This is a genomic window from Pseudoalteromonas sp. S1608, from assembly GCF_005887265.1.
Taxonomy (GTDB): domain Bacteria; phylum Pseudomonadota; class Gammaproteobacteria; order Enterobacterales; family Alteromonadaceae; genus Pseudoalteromonas; species Pseudoalteromonas undina.
Genome location: NZ_PNDK01000023.1, coordinates 39,833 through 64,974 on the forward strand (window position 1 = coordinate 39,833; position 25,142 = coordinate 64,974).

General features: G+C 39.6%; 18 protein-coding genes and 1 tRNA gene. 5 read left to right on the forward strand and 14 right to left on the reverse strand.

All coding sequences use genetic code 11. The features are described from left to right. Positions 1-13: 13 nt before the first annotated feature. Positions 14-541: a VC2046/SO_2500 family protein gene (locus CWB75_RS10955; RefSeq protein WP_138570643.1), complete on the reverse strand. Its 528-nt coding sequence runs from the start codon at positions 539-541 to the stop codon at positions 14-16. Positions 542-653: 112 nt separating this feature from the next. Between CWB75_RS10955 and CWB75_RS10960 the strand changes: the two genes are divergently transcribed. Next, positions 654-738: transfer RNA gene (locus CWB75_RS10960), tRNA-Tyr, on the forward strand. A 31-nt stretch (positions 739-769) separates the two neighbouring features. Here the strand turns inward: CWB75_RS10960 and CWB75_RS10965 are convergent. After that, positions 770-1,462: a M48 family metallopeptidase gene (locus CWB75_RS10965; protein WP_138570660.1), complete on the reverse strand. Its 693-nt coding sequence runs from the start codon at positions 1,460-1,462 to the stop codon at positions 770-772. Positions 1,463-1,739: 277 nt separating this feature from the next. On the opposite strand from CWB75_RS10965, the gene CWB75_RS10970 reads away from it, so the two are divergent. Beyond that, a complete protein-coding gene (locus CWB75_RS10970) occupies positions 1,740-5,051 on the forward strand; it encodes a PAS domain S-box protein (RefSeq protein ID WP_138570644.1) in 3,312 nt (1,103 codons plus the stop codon). A 17-nt stretch (positions 5,052-5,068) separates the two neighbouring features. Then, a complete protein-coding gene (locus CWB75_RS10975; RefSeq protein ID WP_138570645.1) occupies positions 5,069-6,064 on the forward strand; it encodes a response regulator in 996 nt (331 codons plus the stop codon). Positions 6,065-6,111: 47 nt separating this feature from the next. Here the strand turns inward: CWB75_RS10975 and CWB75_RS10980 are convergent, their stop codons facing one another. Further along, complete coding sequence (locus tag CWB75_RS10980) at positions 6,112-6,540, reverse strand: VOC family protein (protein ID WP_010388507.1); 429 nt, start codon at positions 6,538-6,540, stop codon at positions 6,112-6,114. Then, a complete protein-coding gene (locus CWB75_RS10985; RefSeq protein WP_138570646.1) occupies positions 6,530-7,201 on the reverse strand; it encodes an HD domain-containing protein in 672 nt (223 codons plus the stop codon). The genes CWB75_RS10980 and CWB75_RS10985 overlap by 11 nt, the downstream gene beginning before the upstream one ends. 139 nt (positions 7,202-7,340) lie before the next feature. Here CWB75_RS10985 and CWB75_RS10990 point away from each other — a divergent pair, with 139 nt between their 5' ends. Further along, on the forward strand, positions 7,341-8,531 hold the full coding sequence (locus CWB75_RS10990; protein WP_138570647.1) for a class I SAM-dependent methyltransferase: 1,191 nt from the start codon (positions 7,341-7,343) through the stop codon (positions 8,529-8,531). A gap of 15 nt (positions 8,532-8,546) precedes the next feature. Here CWB75_RS10990 and CWB75_RS10995 read toward each other — a convergent pair whose 3' ends face one another. The 5 genes from CWB75_RS10995 to CWB75_RS11015 all read right to left on the reverse strand — a co-directional run bounded on the left by CWB75_RS10995 (position 8,547) and on the right by CWB75_RS11015 (position 15,186). Next, on the reverse strand, positions 8,547-8,843 hold the full coding sequence (locus CWB75_RS10995) for a PilZ domain-containing protein (protein WP_010388503.1): 297 nt from the start codon (positions 8,841-8,843) through the stop codon (positions 8,547-8,549). Positions 8,844-8,851: 8 nt separating this feature from the next. Further along, on the reverse strand, positions 8,852-9,232 hold the full coding sequence (locus CWB75_RS11000; protein WP_010388500.1) for a response regulator: 381 nt from the start codon (positions 9,230-9,232) through the stop codon (positions 8,852-8,854). Positions 9,233-9,300: 68 nt separating this feature from the next. Further along, complete coding sequence (hrpA, locus tag CWB75_RS11005; RefSeq protein WP_171039114.1) at positions 9,301-13,188, reverse strand: ATP-dependent RNA helicase HrpA; 3,888 nt, start codon at positions 13,186-13,188, stop codon at positions 9,301-9,303. Positions 13,189-13,316: 128 nt separating this feature from the next. Next, positions 13,317-14,357 carry an isoaspartyl peptidase/L-asparaginase family protein gene (locus tag CWB75_RS11010; protein WP_138570649.1) on the reverse strand — a complete coding sequence of 347 codons (1,041 nt, stop codon included), beginning with the start codon at positions 14,355-14,357 and terminating at the stop codon, positions 13,317-13,319. A gap of 124 nt (positions 14,358-14,481) precedes the next feature. Next, complete coding sequence (locus tag CWB75_RS11015; protein ID WP_010388497.1) at positions 14,482-15,186, reverse strand: SapC family protein; 705 nt, start codon at positions 15,184-15,186, stop codon at positions 14,482-14,484. A 296-nt stretch (positions 15,187-15,482) separates the two neighbouring features. On the opposite strand from CWB75_RS11015, the gene CWB75_RS11020 reads away from it, so the two are divergent. Beyond that, positions 15,483-16,193 carry a DUF6445 family protein gene (locus tag CWB75_RS11020; protein WP_055013250.1) on the forward strand — a complete coding sequence of 237 codons (711 nt, stop codon included), beginning with the start codon at positions 15,483-15,485 and terminating at the stop codon, positions 16,191-16,193. Between the two features lie 37 nt (positions 16,194-16,230). Here CWB75_RS11020 and CWB75_RS11025 read toward each other — a convergent pair whose 3' ends face one another. The 5 genes from CWB75_RS11025 to pgi all read right to left on the reverse strand — a co-directional run bounded on the left by CWB75_RS11025 (position 16,231) and on the right by pgi (position 25,104). Then, positions 16,231-17,766: a tryptophan halogenase family protein gene (locus tag CWB75_RS11025; RefSeq protein WP_138570650.1), complete on the reverse strand. Its 1,536-nt coding sequence runs from the start codon at positions 17,764-17,766 to the stop codon at positions 16,231-16,233. Positions 17,767-17,842: 76 nt separating this feature from the next. Continuing rightward, positions 17,843-20,461: a TonB-dependent receptor gene (locus tag CWB75_RS11030; protein ID WP_138570651.1), complete on the reverse strand. Its 2,619-nt coding sequence runs from the start codon at positions 20,459-20,461 to the stop codon at positions 17,843-17,845. 573 nt (positions 20,462-21,034) lie between these two features. Next, positions 21,035-21,745, reverse strand: coding sequence for a 6-phosphogluconolactonase (gene pgl, locus CWB75_RS11035; RefSeq protein WP_138570652.1), 711 nt, complete (start codon positions 21,743-21,745; stop codon positions 21,035-21,037). 3 nt (positions 21,746-21,748) lie between these two features. After that, a complete protein-coding gene (zwf, locus tag CWB75_RS11040; RefSeq protein ID WP_138570653.1) occupies positions 21,749-23,221 on the reverse strand; it encodes a glucose-6-phosphate dehydrogenase in 1,473 nt (490 codons plus the stop codon). A gap of 236 nt (positions 23,222-23,457) precedes the next feature. Then, complete coding sequence (gene pgi / locus CWB75_RS11045) at positions 23,458-25,104, reverse strand: glucose-6-phosphate isomerase (RefSeq protein ID WP_138570654.1); 1,647 nt, start codon at positions 25,102-25,104, stop codon at positions 23,458-23,460. Positions 25,105-25,142 lie beyond the last annotated feature (38 nt).

The following is a 25,142-nucleotide window of genomic DNA, read 5'->3' on the forward strand; positions in this document are numbered from 1 at the left end:
TAATGTAATTTAATTAGGCACTAAACAAATGTAATGGCTGGTGGAGGGCTTCATTTTGTAAATCATCATAAAATGCTGCGGCATCCATTTGTATATTTGAGAGCGGCATATCACTGTTTTTAATTCGCCGACGTACCGCCAGTTCACAATTATCAATCACGTTAAGCGGAATATGATTTTTATCATCTCGAATATTTAACGGTTCAGGCTTTAAGCACTGAGTTAACTTTATATCACTCATCCCTATAGCGCTTCCCATTTTTGCTAAAAGTTCCGTGTTATTTTTGCCAATTAACATATTAAAGGTATCTGGCGCTAATGGCTGCTTTGGGCCCGCACCAAATTGCTTTCGCAAGGTCTCTTCATCAGCTTGGTAACCACTTGCATCACTTTTAGGTAAGTGAAACTCACTAAAATCAAGCGCGTCATGAGAGAGCATTGCTAATAAAAGTGCAAACTCGCCTCGGCGGTTATCGTGCACACTTTCATTAAGCCTCGTTTTTAACTGGCTCTCCGTGATTAACAAATCACCAATATGCATAGACTTTAGCCTATTTAACTAATTAATAAGTATTTATCGGCTAAATTTGAATTTTCTTTAGCTTTTTTCTTTACTTAAATAAGAAGTTTGCTATTATCTGCCGCGTTGCATTGGAGGGGTTCCCGAGCGGCCAAAGGGATCAGACTGTAAATCTGACGGCTCAGCCTTCGCTGGTTCGAATCCAGCTCCCTCCACCACTTCTCTTTACTACCTCGTTTTATGTTCTAATTATTCAAAAACCCATTGTAAACTCATGCCATGCTTATTTAACCAAGCACTTGCTTTTTTGTGTTCTGAATAAAATAATCCTACACGATGCCAAAATTGTGCACTGTGATTTAAATACTTTAAATGCGCTAACTCATGCACAATCACGTAGTCAATTATCCATGTAGGTGCGCTTGCCAAGTGCAAGTTGAAGGTCAGTTCACGCCTGCGGTTACAACTGCCCCAGCGACGCTTATACAATTGAATACGAATATTACTCGGTAGCTTTTCACCCATCAGCTGACAATAGTCGTTAACTCGCATTTCAATATAACTTTCTAACTTCTCATGCAAAAACTGCTCTAGCAAACCTTGATACATTTGCGTTTGATGCTTCACACGTGAAGAAATACTCAGTAACAGCGTTTGGCTTTCATTGTACTGCTGCCATTGAGTGCGTGCTGCATTTTCAAATTGCACATTTACAGCTTCATTAAATAATTTAATGCTATGGGTTTTGAGTGGAAACTGTCGTGTATCGGCTTGAATTTGTTGCTTATGTAACTGAGCATCAATCCAGCCCTGTTTACTCAACAGCCATTCATTAATTTGTGTTTTCGTTACAAAATGGGGCGCATACACCGTAAGTTCTCGTTGTGCGACTTTGATCGCTACTGTTTTTCTTCGTTTACTTCGCTTTAAAGTGTAATCCAACAATGAATGCTGCCTAGTTATAATTAAACACTGGGCTTTATTTTACCTTGTACCATAACGGCTGATCTATAAATAATCCCTACTAAATGCCATTTTAATACCAATGCATGTAGTAATTCTCAATGAATAGTAAGTTTAGAGCTTAAAACACTTACGTTGCTGTTGTAACTTAGAGCTTAAAACACTTACGTTGCTGTTGTAACTTAGAGCTCAATACCTTGTGATTATTGTTGCGTTTATATTAGACTGGGTTTAAGAGTTATTATGTGAATGATTGATGCTATCTAATTTTTTTATAAACCAACCAGATCCAAGTCTAATTATTAATGGTGTATACGACCCAAGTTTAGTGACACTATCTATACTCACCGCAATTTTTGCAGCCTACTTTTCCCTTCACGTTATCGATTTAGCAAATAATACTCACTTTAAGTCTTATCGTAAGCTGGCCAATGTAACTGCAGCTTTAGTGCTTGCTGGGGGGGTATGGAGTATGCATTTTATTGCTATGCTCGCATTTTCTTTGTGCACTACAATTGAATACGATCCCACACTCACTTTTGTGTCGTTTATACCGGCTTTACTGGCATGTACCATTGCTTTTTCTTGTTTGAAAACATATAGCTCTAACCCTCGTATTATCAATTTAATTCTAAGCTCTCTTTTATTCGGCGCGGGTGTTGGCACCATGCATTACAGCGGTATGGCCGCGATGCAATTAAGTCCTTTACTTCGTTATGATCCAATATGGTTTGGCGCTTCAATTGTTGTAGCAGTGCTGCTCTCTTTCATCAGCCTCTATGTACGTTTTCATTTACCAGCACACTTTAAAAAATTAACGCCGGTGCATAATCGTATTATTTGCGCCCTTATTCTTGGCCTTGCCGTGGCTGGTATGCATTATATGGGCATGGCTGCTACGCGATTTATTGCAACAAGCCCGATAATTAACGAGCAAACAAACCAATCACATCTAACCTTTATTGCTATTAGTGTGTCGTTCGCCACGCTTTTATTAACAGCGGTGGTTGTGATCATCAATGGCATGATCCGCTACAGAATGCTGTTAGGGAAAAAATCTGCTGAAGAGTCTCGCCTTGATGCTATTTTATCAACTGCTATTGATGGCATCGTCACTATCAATATTAAAGGTACCATTTTAAGCTTTAATAAGGCCGCAGAAACGATTTTTGGCTGGAAAGATAATGAGGTCATTGGCCTAAATGTAAAAATATTGATGGCTGATGATATTGCTAATCAACACGATGCTTTTTTAAAAAACACCACAAACCATGAAGTAAAGCGTGTGATTGGCGTTAATCGTGATGTGTGGGCAAAACATAAAAATGGTCATCAATTTCCAATTCGACTAGGGATTGGTGAAGTAAAGCAATTGCAAACTGAAACACTATTTGTTGGCTTTATTACCGATTTAACTGAACAAAAAGCATTACAACAAAGCTTAATTGAAAAAGAGCGACAATATCGTACCTTGATGAACAATATGCCCGGTGTTGTATTTCGCTGCTTGTTAGATGAACACTGGAGTATGTTGTTTATAAGCCCAAGCGTCTATGAACTAACGGGTTATCGCGCTGAAGAGTTTACTGAGCAGCGTATTACCTTTGCCGAGCTGATTGTTAAAGAAGATGAAGCGGCTATTTCTTTAGCCATTGATCAAGCGGTTGCATCAACCAGTCAATACTCAATTGAATACCGCATTCGCCATCGCAACGGCAATATTATTTGGGTACTGGATCAAGCAAGTATTGTCACAGGCTCTAAAAATGATGCCCGCTGGGTTGATGGCGTTTTGGTTGATATAACCAAACGCTATGAATATGAGCAAAGCTTAAAACAAGCTAAATACGAGGCTGAAGTAGCCGCGCAAGCTAAACAGTCTTTTATGGCAAATATGAGTCATGAGATACGTACCCCCATGAATGCAATTATTGGCTTTAGTGATATCTTGATAGATAGCCCGCTTAATAAAGATCAACAGAAGCAAATAATTACTGTTAATAACGCCGCGCGCTCTTTGTTGCACTTACTTAACGATATCCTCGACTCAGCAAAGTTAGAAAAAGGCAAACTCGAAATTCAAAATGTACATTTTAACTTGCAAGAATTACTCGACAATATTGTGTCTACATTTTGGCTGGATGCAAAACGTAAAGACCTAAAACTCAATTTAAAAATAGCTGACAATGTGAATCCATTTTATTTTGGTGACGATACGCGTTTACGCCAAGTGCTAACCAATTTAATCGGCAATGCGATAAAGTTTACCGAACGAGGCCATGTTACTTTGTCGGTTACTCATAACCCCAATCATCCTATTTTATTTGAAGTACAAGACACAGGTATAGGTATTGAAAAAGATCGTCTTGAGGCTATCTTTAAACCTTTTGAGCAAGCAGATGGCACCACAACTCGCCGATTTGGTGGCACAGGGCTTGGAACAACGATTAGTAAACAGCTGGTTGAGTTAATGGGTGGCCATATATATGCACAAAGTACCCTTGGCCAAGGTAGCTGCTTTTGCTTTACTGTCGCGCTTGAAAAAGGCGAGAAAAGTCAGGTACAGATCATTAGTAAAAACGTATTTAATTTACCACCACTAAAAATCTTAGTGGTCGATGACATTGAACAAAATATTGAGCTACTCACCATTATGCTCTCACAAGCTGGGCATCAGGTAAGAAAGGCTAATAATGGCTTTGAGGCCATTGAAATATTTAATCAACATCGCTTTGATATTATTTTAATGGATATTCATATGCCTAAATGCGATGGGATCAGTGCTACGGCATCAATTCGCTCTTTAGAGCAGCAAAAGCAACTAGAGCAAACCCCAATAATTGCTTTAACAGCCAGTGTGCTACAGCAAGACAAGCTAACAGCCAAACAAGCGGGTATGAATGGATTTACAACTAAACCCGTTGACATAAACCAGCTCAACTACGAAATAGCAAGAGTGCTTGGGCTTGCTATAAGCCGGTTAGAAACTGCAGATCCGATTGACTCAAAACTCCGTATAGATTTAGTTAAAGGTGAGAAAATGTGGGGCAGTAAAGAAAAGCACCTCAAAGAAGTCGCGCTCTTTTTAGCTCAGCATCAAAATAGTATGCAAACCTTAGCGACCAATAAGCTAAACGATAAACACCATGCTCAAATTCTACATAATTTAAAAGGTCTTGCAGGTAACTTAGCGCTTAATAATTTGTCTGACTTAGTTGCTCAAGCTGAAAAGCAGCGTGATATAGCTACTTATGCCCAATGCATATTACAATGCCAACAAGAGTGGCAACAGCTAGCAGATGAATTATCACATTTACATTTTGCTCCTAAAGAGAATAAATTACAAAAAGTAACCGTGTCAAATGCTGAATTTATTCACCAATTAACGCTTTTACTTAGCCAAGCTAAACGAGCAGAGTTGGACGATACGTTATTAAGTTATATTGAGAAAATAACACCAGAACAGCACAAAAATGCTATTTTAAGCATTTGTGAACAGTTTAATGAATTTGAATTTGATAATGCAAAAATAGAGCTCAATGCATTATTAACAACACTTAATAATTAGCTCTTCTGAGGACGACGATGGCTCAATCTATAAATCAGGCGCGAATATTAATCGTCGATGATGAACCTGCGAATTTAAAAGTAATGCGCGAGGTTTTAGCGAGTAACTACCGTTTGTCGTTCGCTAAATCGGGGCCATTAGCACTGCAATTAATTGAAAACGATCCACCGAACCTCATTTTACTTGATGTTATGATGCCAGATATGAATGGCTTTGAAGTGTGTAAAATTTTAAAAGCTAATCCTACAACCGCACATATTCCAGTTATTTTTGTTACCGCACTTACACAAGAGCAAGATGAATCGGAAGGTTTTTCTTTAGGTGCAGTTGATTACATAACCAAACCTATTAGTCCTGCTATTGTAAAGGCAAGGGTAAAAACACATCTTTCTTTAGTACAAGCCGAGCAGCTAAAACAAGCACATGTAGACTTAGTAGAACGATTGGGGCGCGCTGCAGAGTACAAAGATACCGATACGGGTGAACATATTGCTCGAATGAGTCAATACAGCAAGGTACTTGCTTTAGCGCTAGGAATGAATGAGCAACACGCTGAGTTATTGCGCCAAGCTGCACCAATGCACGATGTCGGAAAAATAGGCATTCCTGATTCAATATTATTAAAGCCAGGAAAATTAACTCCAGACGAATTTGCACACATGAAAGAGCATGCTGCTATAGGAGCTAAAATATTGGCCAACTCACCCTCCCCTTTGTTGCAACTTGCCCACGTACTGGCAATTGAACATCATGAGAAATGGGATGGCACAGGCTATCCTAATGGATTGAAAGGCGAAGAAATTTCAATTGAGGGACGGATTGTGGCGATTGCTGATGTATTTGATGCACTCACATCAAAACGTCCTTATAAAGAGCCTTGGAGCATTGAGCAAACAATAGAACATATGCAGCACCAAGCGGGAAAACATTTTGACCCACATCTAGTTGAGCTTTTTATTGGTCAGATAAACGCTGTTCTAGCGATAAAAAAGGCCCATCAAGAGCGCGATTAAATCTCCCCTTATTTGAGCAAATATTACTGCGCAAAGTGCAACTGACCCTAGCTTCTTTTGGCATTGTGAGAGCCTAAAGCTACAGCCGGAAAATGCTGTTTTATAATACGATAGTCATGGGACGTGATCTCATGGCTATTGCCACTAATATCTTTAAAATACATTGAGAATGTCACGCCATGATCAGCCAATATGGTTTTCACTTGGTGCTGCTCAAGATGCTTGAGCCAAATAACAAATTGCTCCCCTGTTGCAGCAAAAGCGATTCCTTTACTACGCCCATCGCCTTCAAATAAAGCCAATCGTGTAGTGGCGTTTTCATCTTCGAGTGTTAAAGGACCTTTTCCCTCTTCATTCCAAAAGGCTAACTGCTCTACTACGGTAAAACCAAGCACCTTTTCATACCACTCAATAGCTTGGTTGAGGCTTTGAACATTTAAATGACAATGATCAATTCCCGAAAGTTTAGGTGTCATCGCGTTGTTCACCAATTTCAGATTTAAGCTGAGCTAAAAAGTCGTGCATATATGCAGTGCGTCTTTGTGCTTCGGCTTTTGCAGAAGGAGTATTCATACTCTGGGCAATATGCAGTAATTTAATAAAAAAATGATCTAGGGTGTACTTTTTATCGTCTGCTTCTCGGTTTAAACAAAATGGATCATCGGGGTTGTATAATAATCGACTAATAGAGCCGCCTACTTTCATACAACGGCTTACGCCAATAGCACCCAAGGCATCCATTCTGTCAGCATCTTGTACAATCTGTGCTTCAACCGTTTTAATAGCAATATTGGCGCTAAAACTATGTGCGGCAATGGCATGGTGAATATCATCAAATAGCGCGTCATCATAGCCAATAGACGCTAAAAAGTTAATCGCTTTATCCGCGGCCATTGTTGATGCCCTTGCTCTATCTGGATGATTTTTAGCCACCGCGACACAATCATGCAACCAAGCTGCAGGCAATACAATCGCCATATCAGCCTGCTCTGCTATACATAGCTGCACAGCAACACGCACTACCCGTTCAATATGGGTAATATCATGGGCAACATCCGCATGTACTAAGGATGTAATAAAGTCTCTGCATTGCTGATTAAGTTGATGTAATGAGGGGCTAAGAGCTGAATTGTCCACCGAATTTCCAAAAATCTATTTAAACGAGTTAATAATGGCTACTTTACCGCGATTTATAAGCCCCTTGCAAAACATTCATTGTATGTTGCGCGAGCCTTGACTAAAATACAGCGCTTATTTATTACTACAGAGAAGCCTTATGTCATCTGCCGTTTACCTGCAAGCTGGTCGCGATAAATCATTAAAAAGAAAACACCCTTGGTTATTTTCTAAAGCCATCAAAAAAATTAAAGGTAAACCTGGATTAGGTGACACGGTAACCATACACGACAGTGAGGGTAAATTTTTAGCCACCGCAGCTTACAGTCCTCATTCACAAATACGTGCTCGTGTTTGGAGCTTTGACGAAAAAGAAGTGATTGATCAACATTTCTTTGAGCGTCGTCTTCGCCGTGCTTTAGAAGCTCGCAGCCATGCAATTGAAGAAGGTGGACTTACCGGCTTTAGGTTATGTGCAGCAGAATCAGACTACTTACCCGGTATTACCATAGATAAGTTTGATAATGTAATTGTGTGTCAATTACTAAGCGCAGGCGCAGAACGTCATAAAGGTGAGATTGTTGGTGCTTTAATGGCTATTTTCCCAGGCTCTACTATTTATGAGCGCTCAGATGTAGATGTTCGAACCAAAGAAGGGCTAGAGCCTATTAAGGGCGTACTTTGGGGGAGTGAACCCACTGGACCTGTCATAATTGAAGAAAATGGTTTAAAAATTGAAGTTGATATTCTAGAAGGCCATAAAACTGGTTTTTATTTAGATCAACGAGATAGCCGTGCTGCACTGGAGCGTTTTTCAAAAGACAAAACCGTATTAAATTGCTTTAGTTATACGGGAACGTTTTCTCTTTATGCCCTGCGCGGTGGCTGTAAACATGTAACCAATGTTGATGTTTCACAACCAGCACTTGATACAGCAAAGCGTAATGTAGAGCATAATAATCTTGATTTAAATAAAGTCGACTTTGTAAAACAAGATGTCTTTAAATTATTACGTCAATACCGTGAAGACGGCGTTTTATTTGATACCATTGTTATGGACCCGCCTAAATTTGCTGATAACAAAGCGCAGTTAACTGGGGCGTGTCGTGGTTATAAAGATATAAATATGATTGCGATGCAAATTTTAAAGCCAGGTGGCACTTTGCTAACATTTTCATGCTCTGGTTTAATGGAACAAAACTTGTTTCAAAAAGTGGTCGCAGATGCAGCCCTTGATGCAGGTAAGGATTTACTGATCATGGAGCGCTTAAATCAAGCAGCTGACCACCCTATTGCAGGCAGCTATCCTGAAGGCTTTTACCTTAAAGGGCTTATTTGTAAGGTTTACTAAAAACTAATTAAGTAGTTAGTTAAACTCTACAATTTCGAGCCCTGCGGTTATCGTGCCATCCTCTTCGGTGCTGGCACGTATCACCTTAACGGTGGCTTTCAATGGTGCAATACTCGGATGCGTTGATGCAATATCAACCGATAAAATTGAGTTAAGCTCTAACAAATCATCGAGTTGTAATGAAAGACCCGTTGCACTTAAATCAAGGCAGGTGCCAGTGTAACTGAGCCCAGCAACAGGCTCTATTGAGGTTAACTTTGCTGGCGTGTTAACCTGCATACGTCTATAGTTTCGCTTATCTTCGGTAAACATAATTCCCTCTACACAATATTATTAATTTTTTCTCGTAGTACGGCGATAGAAAAAGGTTTTACAACGTAAGCATCACACCCTGCGTCAAAGCCTGCTTGTTGCTCAAGCTCCGACTCAAGTCCAGATATCATGACCACCGGAATGTTTTTTGTCTCTGGCGTGTGTTTAAGTATGCGACAGGTATCATAACCGTCGAGTCCTGGCATACACACATCAAGCAAAATAATATCGGGCGGATTTGCAATCGCAGATGCTAAACAACTTTTACCAGAATCAGCATAGCTCAAATCAAATGTTGATGCTAACCCTGCTTTGAGTATTTCAAAATTGAAATACTCATCATCAACCACTAACAACTGTCGCGCTCTGTGTTTTATTAATGAGGACATAGGTATGTCATTTCCTTCTCAAGTTAGTCCCTCTGTTAACTTACTTAGCTTAATAGAGAATAAAGAGATTATTCAATTTCTTTTATCGCATTTAACACACGTTTTGCTGAAATTGGATAAGGCGTACCTAAGGTTTGTGCAAATAAGGATACGCGTAATTCTTGCTGCATCCAAAAAATAGCCTCAACATCAGTAGGCAGTGGCATTCCTTTAGGTGTTTTATTCGTTAGTTTTTTATATTCTTGCGACACTTTTTCAAGCTCTAACACACATAATCTATCACGATTTGGGTCAACAGGTAGTTTTTCTAGGCGTTTTTGAATCGCTTTTAAATAACGAATTAAATCGCCTAGTTTGTCTGCCCCATGTTGACTGACAAAGCCTTTAAAAATAAGCGACTCTAGCTGAGACTTAATATCCCCATGAGCGGTGATCATGGTTAAATCTACACGCCCTTTCATTTTTTTATGCAGTGCATGCGCAATACTCAGTACTTGCTCAACCTGCGTAGCAATGGCCACAACGGTATCGCCTAACTCGCCGCGAATATGCTCTTTAACCGTTTCAAATGCCTCACTTGTACGAATGTCACCATATTTAACTAATAGGCTATCAACGCCTGATGCAATGCAGTCATCAATTAAATCGGCAATTTTACCAAAAGGATTAAAGTACAATCCTAATTTAGCTTTGTTTGGTAGATTTTGCTGCAGGTATTTAATAGGTGATGGCACGTTTAACAGTACTAAACGACGTAAACCTTGCTGGTGCGCTAATTGCGCTTTTATTTCGTTATCGAATAGCTCTACTGCGGCCGTTGATTTTTTATCCACCAGCGCTGGATAGGCTTTAATTTCGTATTGACCTTGCTTTTTCACATACGATGTTGGTAACTCACCAAAATCCCACTGGGTTAAATCGGTTTTTTCTATGCCTTTATCGGCCACTTTAGATAAGGTGTCTGTCACTTTGCCTTGAAGCTGCGCTTTAAGCTTAGCTAAATCGAGACCACGGGCAAGAAGTTGGTCGTTTTCATCACGGACTTCAAACTGCAATCTTAAATGAGGAGCAAGGGCTGTTAAATCCCACGCCTCAGGGTCGACTCGCACGCCAGTCATGCGCAATAACCGATTACTTAGTGAGTCGATTAACGAGCCTTGTAGAGGCTCTATGGCCGCTAACACCGCATCGGCATAATTAGGCGCAGGGACAAAGTTACGGCGAAGTGACTTTGGCAATGACTTGATTAACCCACAAATTAGCTCATGACGAAATGCCGGTATATGCCAATCAAAACCACTTTCTTGAACTTGGTTTAATAGCGCAACCGGTATCTGCACGGCAACACCATCAACTGCTTGGCCTGGATCAAAATGATAAGTAAGCGGCAACATTAAGTTATCTTGTTGCCATGTATCTGGATAGTCAAATTCGGTAATGCTACTTGCACCATGCTGCATGAGCTCTTCTCGCGTCATGTGCAGATAGCGTTTGTCTTGCTGTTTTTGTGTTTTATACCACTTAATAAACGCAGCACGATTATTAATATCGTTCGGTATTTTTTTCTCGTAAAACTCAAATAAGGTTTGTTCATCAACTAAAATATCGCGCCTACGCGACTTGTTCTCGAGCACTTGAATATCTTCAATTAATTCGCGGTTATATTGTAAAAATCCTTCATTGAGTCCCAGCTCTTGTTCAACCAGCGCTGTGCGAATAAATAACTCTCGGCTTACTTTAGGGTCAATATTGCTGTACACACAGCGGCGTTTATTAACAATTAATAAGCCATACAGAGTTTGTTGTTCAAAGGCGATGACCGCACCGGGCTTTTTCTCCCAGTGGGGTTCTGTGTAGCTGCGTTTTACTAAATGCTGAGCGAACGGTTCTACCCAGTTCACATCAATTTTGGCATTAATACGAGCATAGAGTTTACTGGTTTCCACCAACTCAGCCGACATCATCCATTTTGGACTCTTTTTAAATAAGCCTGAGCCTGGGAAAATATGAAATTGGCTATTACGCGCACCTTTATATAGCTGCTTTTCGTCTTTAAAACCGATGTGACTGAGCATGCCACTTAAAAGTGCTTTGTGAATAAGCTCACTGTCTGCGACATTAGTGGTGGCTTTCATTTTCATTTCATTGCACACAGTGCTGATTTGATAAACGATATCTTGCCATTCACGAATACGCATATAGGCTAAAAAGTCTTTTTGACATAACTTTCTAAACTGGCTGTTAGTCAGCTCACTTTGCTGCTCTTCTAAATAATTCCACAGGTTTAAAAAGGCAATAAAGTCAGAGTCTGGATCGTCAAAGCGACCATGTTTTTCATTCGCGGCTTGGCGTTTTTCTTGTGGTCGCTCGCGGGGGTCTTGAATTGAAAGCGCGGCAACAATAACTATCACCTCACGCAATGCACCCAGTTTATGTGCAGTTAGCACCATTTTTGCTAAACGCGGGTCAACCGGCAAACGACTTAGCTCTCGCCCAGATTGTGTTAGGCTGGTTTTTTGATGACGCTTAGCCGCTTTTACTGCTTGTAGCTCTTCAAGCAATGTTAAACCATCATTAATATTTCGGCTATCTGGAGCTTGCACAAAAGGAAATTGCGCCATATCACCCAGCCCAAGGGCTAACATTTGCAAAATAACTGATGCTAAATTAGTACGCAATATTTCAGGGTCAGTAAATTCAGGACGCGATAAAAAGTCATCTTCTGAATATAAACGAATACAAATACCCGCTTCAACACGTCCACAGCGCCCCATTCGCTGATTAGCACTGGCTTGCGAAATAGGCTCTATAGGTAAACGTTGCACTTTTGTGCGATAACTATAACGACTAATTCGCGCTGTACCCGGGTCAATAACATAACGAATACCAGGTACTGTTAGCGATGTTTCAGCGACGTTGGTAGAGAGTATAATATGGCGGCGCGAATGCGGCGCAAAAATACGGTTTTGCTCAGCATTCGATAGCCTTGAATACAAAGGTAATACATCTGTGTGTTTTAAATTACGCTTGCTTAGTGCATCGGCGGTATCGCGTATTTCTCGCTCACCATTTAAAAAAATCAGTATATCGCCAGGACCTTCGGCGCAAAGTTCATCTACCGCATCAAAAATCCCCTGAAGTTGGTCGCCTTCGGCTTCCATATCTTCTTTTTGAATATCACTAATTGGGTTATAGCGTACATCAACTGGAAACGTTCTTCCTGATACTTCAATAATAGGTGCATCATCAAAATGCTTAGAAAAGCGCTCAGGGTCGATAGTTGCTGAGGTGATAATAACTTTTAAATCGGGGCGTTTTGGGAGTAAATTTTTAAGATAACCTAAAATAAAGTCAATGTTTAAGCTACGTTCATGCGCTTCATCAATAATAATGGTGTCGTATTGATTTAAAAATCGGTCTTGTTGTATTTCAGCTAATAAAATACCGTCGGTCATCAGTTTGATGTAACTGTTATTAGATACCTGATCGCTAAAACGAATTTTAAAACCGACCTGCTGGCCAAGCTCGCATTGCATTTCTTCTGCTATACGGTTGGCAACACTACGTGCTGCTAAACGCCTTGGTTGCGTATGGCCAATGTAGCCCTCAACGCCTCGGCCTAGCTCTAAACACATTTTAGGTATTTGTGTGGTTTTGCCTGAGCCAGTTTCACCAGCAATGATCACCACTTGATTATTAGCAATGGCCTCTTTAATGGTGTCTTTTTTTTGACTAACCGGTAACTGCTCAGGATAAGTAACTTTAGGTAGCCCAGCTAAGCGCTGCTCTCGAAGCGTTTGACTACGACTAATATCAGCCGCAATTTTTTCAAGCGCACTGGTAAGTTTTGCCTCGTCGGTGATTTTTTTAACGCCGTGAAGACGTTTTTTAAAACTGAATTGATCTTTTTTTAAGCACGTTTTTAGCTCGCCAAATAACTGACCTAGGTTTACCACCTGCATACCTTATAAAAATTAGTCAAAGAGCCCCGATTGTAGCAAATTAAATGGCTGGGGTTAATCCTGTAAAGAATATAACAATCAGGGGATTATTATATAAACCACCAGCCAGTGACTAATAGTGTTTATTCGTCACTAAAAATACCTACGTAGGTTGCTTGGGTATTCGATTTACTCGCACGATACATGCCTGAAGTATTAAACGGCAAACTAATACTGCCTTTAGTATCAATAATAATAACACCGCCTGTGCCCCCTATCGGTTTAAGCACCTCGTTTATTACTTCATTACCTGCTTGGTCTATGGTTTTACCTTGGTACTTTACTCGCGCACAAATATCACTTGCCACATTATAACGAATAAAATATTCGCCGTGCCCAGTTGCCGAAACCGCACATGAGGCATTTTCAGCAAAAGTACCTGCGCCAATAACCGGTGCATCGCCAATACGACCAAAACGTTTTGCGGTCATTCCGCCAGTTGACGTGCCCGCTGCTAAATTCCCTTGTTTATCCAGTGCCACCGCTCCGACCGTGCCCACTTTATAATTTACTGGTAACGCTTTATGCGCTGCCTGATAATCTTTACTGGTATTTTTGCTCGCCTCGAGTTTCTTTTTGGCTTTTAATAAAGCCTCATAACGATGCTCAGTATCAAATATATTGTTCTCTAATAGGCTAATGCCTTGCTCTTTGGCAAACTCTTCTGCACCTTGACCACTTAACATCACATGCACTGATTTTTCCATTACTAACCGGGCAAGTTTAATTGGACTTTCGATATGTTTAATACCTGACACAGCGCCTGCTTGACGATTGCGACCATCCATTATAGAGGCATCTAATTCGTGACTACCATCATAGGTATATACCGCACCACGCCCAGCATTAAAATAAGGCGATTGTTCAAGTACTTCAATGGCAGTAGTCACTGCATCAAGGCTTTCTCCGCCTTGTTCAAGTACCTTATATCCGGCCTCAACAGCTTCTGTTAATTTATTGCGATAAGCTTGCTCTTGATCTGCCGTAAATTTACTTTTTTCAATCGTGCCTGCACCGCCATGAATCGCAATGGCAAACGGCGTATTTGTGTTTTCACTCAATGCCTGCGTGCTCAACCCCATTAAACTTGTTGCAATGAGCCCTAATAATAGTGATTTTTTCATTGTGTGTTCTTTTATAAATACAGGATTAAAACCAATGTGAATGGTTATGAAGCGTTTTTCAAGTGAACTGAGTTTAATGGCACAAAAAAAGCGCCCTAAGGCGCTTTTTTAATTTCGTTTAAAGTTACGCTTGTTGCGCTTTTAAACGTGCTAAACGTGCTACTTGGTGTGTAGACGTTAAGAAAGAATAGATTGGTGCTAAATAACCGCGCTTACGAAGCTCAAGAAAGTCTGCATCGCTTAGCTCATTTAGTTTCTTCTCATCGATAAGGTAAATACCGTTGATGTCTTTTTTCTCACCTTTAATATCAACTGTTAGCGTTTGTGCTACCAGTAGTTCTTTATCAGCAAGGAATTTAGTGAACGCATCAGTTACTTGAGAAAACTCAATGAACGATACTAACGCTTCTTTACGACGCTTAAGGTAATCAGTTTCTTCACCGTTTTCGAATAATGCATTACCCTCTTCTTCACCAACTAATGAGCTCGCTTCGTCAATTACGATACCAAATTGATCTTGCTCTGGGTGCTTTACTAAACCTAATGGGTAACGCGTTGTTGCCATAGGCGCAAATGATGCTGTCCATTTGTCGCCATCAATAAATAAATTTTCGCCTGGCTCTAGGCCAAACATTGCAACCGCTTGAAAAGTACCTGTTTCGTTATTTTTGACAAAAGACATTGGGAATTCATTGGCGATACGCGCAAACTCATGTGCAACCACTGGCACTAAGTGTTGAGTTTTCATAAATTCGATGTTGATGCCATTTTTAATTTTAGTGTTGGCATGTTTTTCGTTGTGTAAAGGCTGTACTTGTTGCTCCGCCATGTTACTGCTCCGTTATTTATTAATTTGATTTATTACTGTTAGTGGCCTAAGGCTAATGGTTTTGGTGACAAAAAGGAAGTGAAAATTTTGTGTCATTTTGTACGTTAATAATTAACAAAAACATTATCGCTTATTATTTCAACAAATAACCAATAAACGCCACTGAAGAAGAAATGCGTAAACACAATTAGCTCAAAAAGCGCCCTTTGACAACGCTGTCTTCGGTGGTATATTAATTTTGTGCCTAAATAAAAAGTTCTCACTTAAATAAGCCCATCAAAAATAGACATTAAATAATGAAAAATTTGACTGTAAACCCAAACTTAGTAATTAAAAAGTTGATGATCCCAGGCACTAAACTATCAGCCTTCGTTGTAGATGATTTTCTTTTAGATACCAATAGTGTAATGAATTTTGCCCATAACATAGCCTATTTTAATCCTATGTTTTCAGACAATTCTTTCTATCCTGGCATTCGCGACAATATGCCACAACCCTACTTAAGGGTTTTACATGCGTTTTTTCAAAATGAAATACTGCCTAAAATAGACAATAAAAATTATCAAGAGTCTATTCTTCATAAAAGTTTACTTTCATTAGTTTCATGCAAACCTGCAAATTTAATTGTTGACCAAAAAGTACCGCATATTGATTCATGTGATGAAAGAGATTACGCATTTGTACATTACTTATCGCCAGAGGAGCTTGGTGGAACAAGTATTTATAAGTATATACCTAAAAACATTATTGAATTTAAACAACAACATAAGCCACTACTTACAGATATAGTTAATGAGGTTAAAAAAGCCCCTAATGAGCATCAAGGCTATTTATCTGGCAGCACAAGTTTATTTGAACAGGTTTTTAAAGTTGATGCTAAATTTAACCGCCTTGTTATTTACCAAGGTAACTTATTACACAGTGCCAATATTTATTCTGAACAAAGCTGCTTAGCGGATGCTAAAAAAGGCCGTCTTTCGATAGCCTCTTTCGCAAGTGTACGATGATCTTTGTGAATATAGCGCTTAAACCTTTCACAAATCATTAGATTGACTGCAGTCCATATTGTTTAATTTTATCTAAAAGCGCTCTGTGATTGGGTAGCTTATTTATTAAGTATTGATCTATCTCAGCTCGTTGTTGTAAACGTACTAAACAGTGTTCATGTTCTGCACTGGTACAAGGCGGTGCCTTAGTGTTGAAATGCATTCCATAAAGTACAAATAAAAAGTTTTCTAAGTAAAACACTTCAAACTGGCTGAAAAAGTCATCTCTAACCGGAATGAACTCTTCCCACAAACTAAGCTTTTCTTTTAATGACTCAGAAATAGTGTCATCACTTTTATTGGCCACCCAAAAAGCTGAATCTGTTCTATCTGAAATACAATAATGTAATTTAATAAAATCAATAGTACGTTCCCACGCATACCCCATAGCGTGATTAAACCGCGTTTCTAACTGTTCAAGCTGCTTTGTTGATGATGGAAAACGTAGGGTTAAAAACTTAGCTGAAAAATCAGTTAATAAAATAGAGGTTGCCTCTAATGGTTCTAAAAAGCCTTGCGCTAAGCCAAGCGCGACACAGTTTTTATGCCAAAACTTTTCACGATAACCTACTCTCATGGGGATTTTTCTATAACTAAGACCTTGCTTACTTGCCCCTAGATAACGGTTCAGTTTTTCATGTGCTTGTTCATCGGTCATGTGGTTATTTGAATAAACAAAGCCCACTCCCCGCCTATTAGTGAGCGCAATGTCCCAAATCCAGCCAGCTTGATGAGCGGTAGCAAGTGTATAAGGCGGAATATCCTCGTCTTCTTTTGTAGGTACTTGCACAACTAAGGCGCTATTTATCAGTAAGCTATCAGACACATCAACGAAAGGGACTTTTAAAGCTTTATCTATGAGTAAAGATTCAAAACCCGAACAATCAATATAAAAGTCAAATTCAAGTTCACCTTCGCTGTCAGTCACTAACGCTGCTATTGTGCCATCATTAGCAAGCTTTACTTGAGTTACATTGGTATGTACGTGAGACACCGAAAACTTATCTTTTGCATTACACGAGAGCAGTTGCGCAAATTTCCCTGCATTGAAATGGTACGCATAAGCTAACTCGCCCTCATATTGGGCATTAGTGATACTTTTGGGGGCTAAACCAGCCTCACAAATAGCGTGCTGAGAAGATAAATACTGCGCATGACTTTTTGATTTTTGCTTATCGTTTAACCAATGTTGAGTTAAATGTTTAGTATCGTAGGGGTTTGGCACATCAAATAAATGATGAAAAAAATTACCTTCTCCATGCTTTTTTTTATCCATCCAGTTAACAAATTTTATCGACTGCTTAAACGTCGCATCACATTGGCGAATAAATTCATCTTCACGAATACCAAAAGTTTTTAGCGTGTTTCTTATGTCGGGTACTGTGCCTTCGCCTACTCCAATTGGCGGTATATCGGGTGACTCAATTAAAGTCACTGAAACACCTTTGCGCTTCAGCAGCTCTTTGCCAATGTGGTTTGCAGCTAGCCAACCAGCTGTTCCACCACCTAAAATTGCCACTTTTTTTATATTCATAAATCACCAATGATGTTTAATCTCGTAAAAAAGCCCAGCAATGCTGGGCCTAGATTACTTTTATTAACTCAGCATATTAGAAACGCATTGTTACACCAAGTTTATAACGTGCTTCACCTTCAAAGCTCCACACTGGGAAGTCATTGAGTAGATCAGGGTTTGGTAATGATGTTGATGCATCATTATTACCAAGCTGAATACTGTCTTCCTCTGTTAAGTTAATACCTTCGAAAGTAACATCTAAGTAGTCAGTTACAGAGTACGTTGCACTGAAATCTAGCTGTCCGTAGGCTTGATGCTCACGGTTACCATACCAACCTGGTGCTTCACGAATAATAAACTCTGAACGCCAGTTATATGCTAAACGTGCAGAAAAATCATCATTTTCATAAAAACCAACTACGTTGTAGCTATTTTTCGATGAATCAGAAAATACACCAACACGGTCCGGGTAGTTCTCTGCTGGAGCCTCAGCATCTGAATAGGTATAGTTAAATGAATAACCAAAGCCGTTATCAAACGAATCTTGAATTTGGAACTCAATACCTTCAATTGAACCACCTGTGCCGTTGGTAGAAGAGCTCACAGTCCAACAGTCATATTGCTGCGCGCCACATGGTGGTTCGCCTGCATCTGGGTTGGTTGTATAAACTGGGATATCAATACCAATTTGTTGATTCGTTTGTTGTTGTGTAGAGATAAACGAACTTACTTCTTTAGTAAAGTAAGTGACGCTTAACATTGCATCGTCATCAAAATACCATTCAACACCGATATCAGCTTGGAATGCTTTAAACGGGCTTAAACTAACGTTACCAGTATTTAAAACTTCATTTAAAGGGCGATTATCTGTATAGCCAGCTAGGTTACGCGTTGCAAATAAGTCAGCGTAATTAGGACGAGAAATAACTTGTGCTGCCGAGGTACGTAAAATGACGTTGTCAGCTAAGTCCATAACGACATTTAAGCTTGGTAAGAACTCACTGTAATCTGCTTTATCTGTAGATAAGGTAGAATCGTAAACACCTTCATCGCTTAAGTCATAGTAATCTGACGAAATATCAGTTGAGATGTAACGCACACCTAAATTACCGCGAATACCACCTGCGTCAAAATCAGCCATCGCATAGATTGCTAAATTTTCTTCTTCAATGGTGCCATAAGCTTGTGGGCGTGCAGTATAACCTTCAGTCATTGCTAATGAATCAGCAATCATTAAATCCATATCAGGTTCAGGTATAACAAAGCCACCGCCCGCAGTCACTGTACCAGGGTAGTATGCAGATGCATTTCGCACAGGCACTAAATCTGGGTTTACAATAGCAGCATTACCATCTTGAACAACTTTATGATCGGCATATCTTAAACCAGTTTTAATAGCAGTAACCACACCAAGATCAAGTGGAATTTCGAAATCTAAGTTTAAGTAGCTTTCTTCATCTGAATCAGGATTATATTCAGGCGCCCATGTTTGCGGACTGATGGTATCAGGTAAAATGCTCGCATCGTAAGATTGGTTTGCTAAATTAAATTTAGTCACATCACCAGTCATATCCATAGAGCCATTTAGATCACTATTGTTATTAGTAAACATACCATAGTTTGCAGTTGTTACGTCACTGTCAGCACTGGTTTTACCTACGCGACCTTTAAATGTGAATGACTCTGCATCATATTGCCAGTCAAAATCAACCGTATCAGACTTCATGCTTGCTTTACGCGCCCATGTTTGGAAAAAAGCAGTGCCATTTCCGTCAATTGTGCGAGAGACACAATTACCTGAAGCATTAGTTTGCTCACATGAGCCGTCGCCTGGGAAGATAATTATTTGCGAGTTAGCATTATTTGCATCTAGCTCTAAGCTAGTGTAAGTCAGGCCTAATACAAGCGAATCTGATGGCTGGTATTGCATGGCAACATTATAAGCTGTACGTTCACGTGCTTGTTGGAATGTTGTTGGTGCCATACCGCCACTCCAACCACCTGATGATTCAATACCGTTACGTTGGTAATCTACTTCTGATAAAGAACCCGCCGCTAAGATACCAAATGTTTCATTATTATTTTTCCAGCTGTATAAGCCAGAAAGTTCAGGATCTGTCTCTTCAGAAACTGTACCATAATCAGCTTTTACACTTGCAAATACAGTGTTTGCATCTAAATCTAGAGGTTTACGTGTTTTAACAATAACAGTGCCACCAATACCACCTTCAACTAGATTAGCCTGTGACGACTTATAAACTTCTAAGCCGCCGACTAATTCTGAAGGTAATAATGAGTAGTTAAAACTGCGGTCTACGGCTTGTTGGTCAAACCAACTTGTTGACGCAACTGTATGACCATCAAGCAATGTACGTGTAAGTTGTGCTGAAGCACCACGTATCGATACTTGCTGACCCTGTCCAAATTGACGAGATACACTTACACCAGAAATACGACCAAGAGATTCACCTACATCGCCATCAGGAAACTTACCAACATCTTCCGCTGTTACAACATCAACAACAGCATTAGAAAAACGTTTTCCGTTTAAGTTTTCTTTATTTGAAGCGCGTATACCGCGTACTTCAATGACTTCAACATCATCTTGAACTTTAACTTCATCGGCTGCGAATGCAGCACCAGTAAAGCCAGCTCCCACAACTAAGCCGATATTTACTGCTAATAAGCTTTTTTTAAAATTTTTAGCTAACACAGGATTCCCCTCGAATCATTTTATTGGTTTTGTTTATCATTTTGCCTAACCGCCATGACAGCGCTGTCATAGTAGTAACAAACCATACATGCTAAATTACATTTTTGCTACATTTTTCCTCGCTTTTTGTATGAATTTTAACTCATATATAATTAAGTTATTGATTTTATGTTGATTTATTATTTTATAAAAAAGTAGAGTTCGTCCGATGCTTACTCTTCATACCAAGCATGTAAATAATGGCGTTTTTTTATACTTAATGTATTTAGAGTAGTCGACTTTGCGGATAGCTGAAGCGATTAACATGCTATATTACTCAATTGCACCTGAAGATTAACTAATTGTTTTAATTTACAAATAAAGCTTTAGTTAATGACTTTTGGGAGATGTAAGAGGATTTAAAAGGTACTTAGCTTAAGGGAAATATTTAAACTTCAAATGTTTACAGCACTTTGTTATTAATTGATTAATGACAAAAACATGTCGCAATAAAAAAGGCCAGTAGCAAAAGCAACTGACCTTTCATTAAACCATCAATACAACATGGTTTTAAAGCACCTAGTTTAGACTAAATTAAGGTGCCCAATACACTTCAATGTTGATCTCAGGGTGATTTAGAACTGCACGTAACGGCATATCATTAACATTACCACCCGCTAAAGCTTGCTTATACACAGCCAGCTTTTCATCGCCACTAATAAGTAATTTAACTACTTCAGACTGTGAAATTGCATTTAGCGTTAAGCTCATTCGTTCGGTAATACTACCTGTTACATCACTCTCAATTGCGTTAATGGCACACACAAGTTGGTTTGAATCTAAGCCGTTTTTCAACCCTTGAGCATGTGGAAATAACGAAGCAGTATGTCCATCTGGACCCATACCTAAAATAGTAACATCAAACGGGCGTTTTAATGCTTGAAACTGCGTTTCACATTCATCAACACCATGCTCTGCAGTGGCTGCTGCATTTTTCATACTAATAAAATTAGCCTCTGCCCCATGGTTTTGTAGCAAAGTACGCTTAATGAATGCTTCATTACTTTTTTCGTGACTTGCCTCGACCCAACGTTCGTCAACCATAGCAACATCAACATGAGCCCAGTTTAAATCAAGGGTAGATAAATGTTTATAAGCCGGCTCAGGTGAAGATCCGCCTGAAACCATTAATACTGCACGGCCATCAGCCTCAATACCATCACGTAATGCTTGTTCTAATGACTGAGATAATTCCTCAGTTAAAGCGGCTTTATCGTCAAAAAATTTCTCTACTATCGTTGCCATTATTTATGCCTTATCACCGGTGTTAAACCAAACATGATTATTCTCTGCTAATAATTCATCGGCGTCTTCAGGCCCCCAACTACCCGCTCGGTACAATGAAGGTTTACCCTTTTCTTGCCAACGTTCAATTATTGGATCAATCCACTTCCACGCTTGACGAACTTCGTCGCGGTGAATGAATAATGAAGGATTATTAGCCGCTGCATCAAGCATTAAACGCTTGTAAGCATCTGAATGGAAACCATTACTATACGCTTGTGACAACTCAATATTCATCGTTACAGGTTCAAGTTGCATATCTAAGTTATCAAGACGCTTTGACATCAGCGTTAATTGAATACTTTCTTGAGGCTGTAAACGAATAACCAAACGATTTGGTTCAATATTGCCTACGCTGTCTTCATACACGTTATGCGATACTTTTTTATATTCAACCACAATTTCAGCGCAGCGCTTCGCCATTCGTTTGCCGGTGCGCAGATAAAAAGGCACGCCTGCCCAGCGCCAGTTATCAATATGCGCACGAATAGCCACGAAAGTTTCGGTTTTACTCGCTCCCTCGTTTAGCTCCTCAAGGTAACCTGGAACTATTTTACCGTTTAAATCACCGGGTACGTACTGACCACGAATAATATGATTATCTACATCTGTACCTTCAAGTGGACGTAAAGCTTCTAATACTTTTAATTTTTCGTTACGGATGCTGTTAGCATTTAACTTATGTGGTGACTCCATAGCCACTAAACAAAGTAGTTGTAACAAGTGGTTTTGCACCATGTCACGTAAAGCACCGGCTTTGTCATAAAAACCTGCACGGCTTTCTAGGCCTACCGTTTCTGACAAGCTAATTTGAATATTATCAATCGATTTAGCATCCCACATGTTCTCAAATAATGAATTTGAAAAACGCAGTGCCATTAAGTTTTGCACCGTTTCTTTACCTAAATAGTGGTCAATACGGAAAATTTGTTCTTCGTTGAAGTACTGTGCAATTTTCGCATTAATCACTTCTGCTGACTCACCGCAGTAACCAATTGGTTTTTCTACTACAACGCGCGAGTTGGCAGTAATTAGTTTTTTAGTTGATAATATTTCACAACAGGTGCCATAAACAGCAGGTGGAAGAGATAAGTAAAATACTCGCGATTTATCGCTATCGTCTTCATCTAGAATTTTTTTCAGTACATCCCAGTTATCATCAGCTTCGGTAACATTGCTCACTACGGGTACTAAAAAGTCTGAAAACGATTTCCAATCTTTGACGTTATATTCGCCTTCACTTAAAAATTCTTGTAATGCTTTGTGTGCTGTATCGATGTATTCATCGCATTTACTTTGTTCGCGCACGGTAGGCAAAATACGTGAGCCTTGCGGTAAGTTACCTTCTTGATATGCTCGATACATTGCAGGAAGTAATTTGCGTAACGCAAGATCACCACCGCCCCCAAAAATTATAATATCAAAAGGATTAAGCATAGTTACTCTCTACGTTTATGCTACCTGCCACTACCGTATTGGTAATCAGTTATAGCGGTTTATTATCTGGATAATGTAGGCCTCAGCACAAAGCCTACTAATTGTTGTTCGTTATATGCGCCATAAAAAATGGGTCTAGGGACACTGTAATTCCTCTCACAAAAATACAGGCCCTAGGACTCCAGCGCTACCCGTTCAAAGGTATTTGGTTACTTATTGTGTAATAAGTGAATATGTTACTGCGTACGGTATTGTTTGTAGTACGCCATTAAGCCTTGTGTTGAGCTGTCGTGCTCATTAACCACGTTATCATCGGTTAATTCAGCTTCAATTTTAGATGCTAAGCCTTTACCAAGTTCTACGCCCCACTGATCAAATGAGCATATTTGTAAAATAATACCGTGACAAAAAATCTTGTGCTCATACAGTGCAATTAATCGACCAACCGCTTTTGCATCAATCGTGTCTAATAATATAGACGTTGTTGGGCGGTTTCCTTGGTGAATTTTATGCTTTAGCAGCATTTCAATTTGTGCAGGCGTTTTGCCTTTGGCTGTTAAATCAGCCGTTATCTGCTGTGCATCGACCCCGTTCATTAGTGCTTCGGTTTGTGCAAAAAAGTTCGATAATAAAATATCGTGATGCTTATCTACGTTAACCTGAGGCTTTACAGAGCCAATAAAGTCAGCGGGAACAATTACATTACCTTGGTGCAGGCATTGATAAAACGCATGCTGACCGTTTATCCCTGTCATACCCCAAATGATTGGCACGGTAGTGTATGGCACTGTTTGCCCATCAAAGGTTACATGTTTACCATTACTTTCCATTTCACCTTGTTGCAAATATGCTGGCAACATATGCAGGGCTTGGTCATATGGCAAAATAGCTTGCGAATCAAACCCTAAAAAGCTGGTATTCCAAACACTGAGTAGCGCCATAATTAAAGGAATATTCTTTTCTAGCGGCGCCGATTTAAAGTGCTCATCAACTTCAAACGCTCCCTCTAAAATGGCCTCAAATGCTTCAAACCCAGCATAAAGTGCAATAGGTAAACCAATGGCACTCCAAAGTGAAAAACGACCGCCAACCCAATCCCACATTGTAAATACGTTTTCGTCACTAATACCAAATGCAGCAGTTTTTTCTAAATTAGTGCTTACTGCAACAAAATGCTTTGCTATAGCGCTGTCATCTTTTGCACTGTCTAAAAACCAATCAACCGCTGTTTTTGAGTTAGTCATGGTTTCTGAGGTAGTAAATGTCTTTGACGAAATTACAAATAACGTGGTTTCAGGATCTACTTTATCTAATACTGACGCAATTTGTACGCCATCTGCGTTTGAAACATAGTGAACGTTTAATGGCTTATCAACCACTGTTTTAAGTGCTTCAGTTGCCGTTTGCGGCCCTAAGTTTGAACCACCAACACCAATGCTAACCACATCTTTTACCGCTTTTCCGGTGTAACCTAGCCATTGACCACTTCGCACTTTTTCAACAAAGGTCTTAATTTTGGCAAGTTCGCTATCGACCGCTTCTGTAATATTTTCGCCGTCAACAATAAGCGGTGTATGAGCGCGATTTCTAAGCGCAGTATGTAAAACCGCACGGTCTTCGGTGATATTAATTTTTTCACCGGTAAACATTTTCTCACGCCATGCTTCAATATCGCATTCTTTCGCTAATGAAATTAATTGACCAAATACGTTTTCATCTATGCGTTGTTTTGAGTAATCAAACAACACACCTGGAATTTGAGTAGAGAATTGAGAAAAACGAGAATCGTCTTGTGCAAATAAAGTTTTCAGATGTGTTTGTGTCATCTTTTGTGCACTATTTTCTAGTGCTTGCCAACTTACTAACTCAGAACGGCTCGCCATGTAAACATCCCCTAATTAATTAATCTATTGATTTTAAG

Excerpts from the sequence above, each read along its gene's own strand:
- CWB75_RS10995 (WP_010388503.1), bottom strand. The coding sequence starts at position 8,843 with ATGTTTACCGAAGATAAGCGAAACTATAGACGTATGCAGGTTAACACG.
- CWB75_RS11010 (WP_138570649.1), bottom strand. The coding sequence starts at position 14,357 with ATGAAAAAATCACTATTATTAGGGCTCATTGCAACAAGTTTAATGGGG.
- CWB75_RS10970 (WP_138570644.1), top strand. The coding sequence starts at position 1,740 with ATGCTATCTAATTTTTTTATAAACCAACCAGATCCAAGTCTAATTATT.
- CWB75_RS11025 (WP_138570650.1), bottom strand. The coding sequence starts at position 17,766 with ATGAATATAAAAAAAGTGGCAATTTTAGGTGGTGGAACAGCTGGTTGG.
- CWB75_RS10975 (WP_138570645.1), top strand. The coding sequence starts at position 5,069 with ATGGCTCAATCTATAAATCAGGCGCGAATATTAATCGTCGATGATGAA.
- pgl (WP_138570652.1), bottom strand. The coding sequence starts at position 21,745 with ATGGCAACGATAGTAGAGAAATTTTTTGACGATAAAGCCGCTTTAACT.
- CWB75_RS11020 (WP_055013250.1), top strand. The coding sequence starts at position 15,483 with ATGAAAAATTTGACTGTAAACCCAAACTTAGTAATTAAAAAGTTGATG.
- zwf (WP_138570653.1), bottom strand. The coding sequence starts at position 23,221 with ATGCTTAATCCTTTTGATATTATAATTTTTGGGGGCGGTGGTGATCTT.
- CWB75_RS10990 (WP_138570647.1), top strand. The coding sequence starts at position 7,341 with ATGTCATCTGCCGTTTACCTGCAAGCTGGTCGCGATAAATCATTAAAA.
- pgi (WP_138570654.1), bottom strand. The coding sequence starts at position 25,104 with ATGGCGAGCCGTTCTGAGTTAGTAAGTTGGCAAGCACTAGAAAATAGT.
- CWB75_RS11015 (WP_010388497.1), bottom strand. The coding sequence starts at position 15,186 with ATGGCGGAGCAACAAGTACAGCCTTTACACAACGAAAAACATGCCAAC.
- CWB75_RS10980 (WP_010388507.1), bottom strand. The coding sequence starts at position 6,540 with ATGACACCTAAACTTTCGGGAATTGATCATTGTCATTTAAATGTTCAA.
- CWB75_RS10955 (WP_138570643.1), bottom strand. The coding sequence starts at position 541 with ATGCATATTGGTGATTTGTTAATCACGGAGAGCCAGTTAAAAACGAGG.
- CWB75_RS11000 (WP_010388500.1), bottom strand. The coding sequence starts at position 9,232 with ATGTCCTCATTAATAAAACACAGAGCGCGACAGTTGTTAGTGGTTGAT.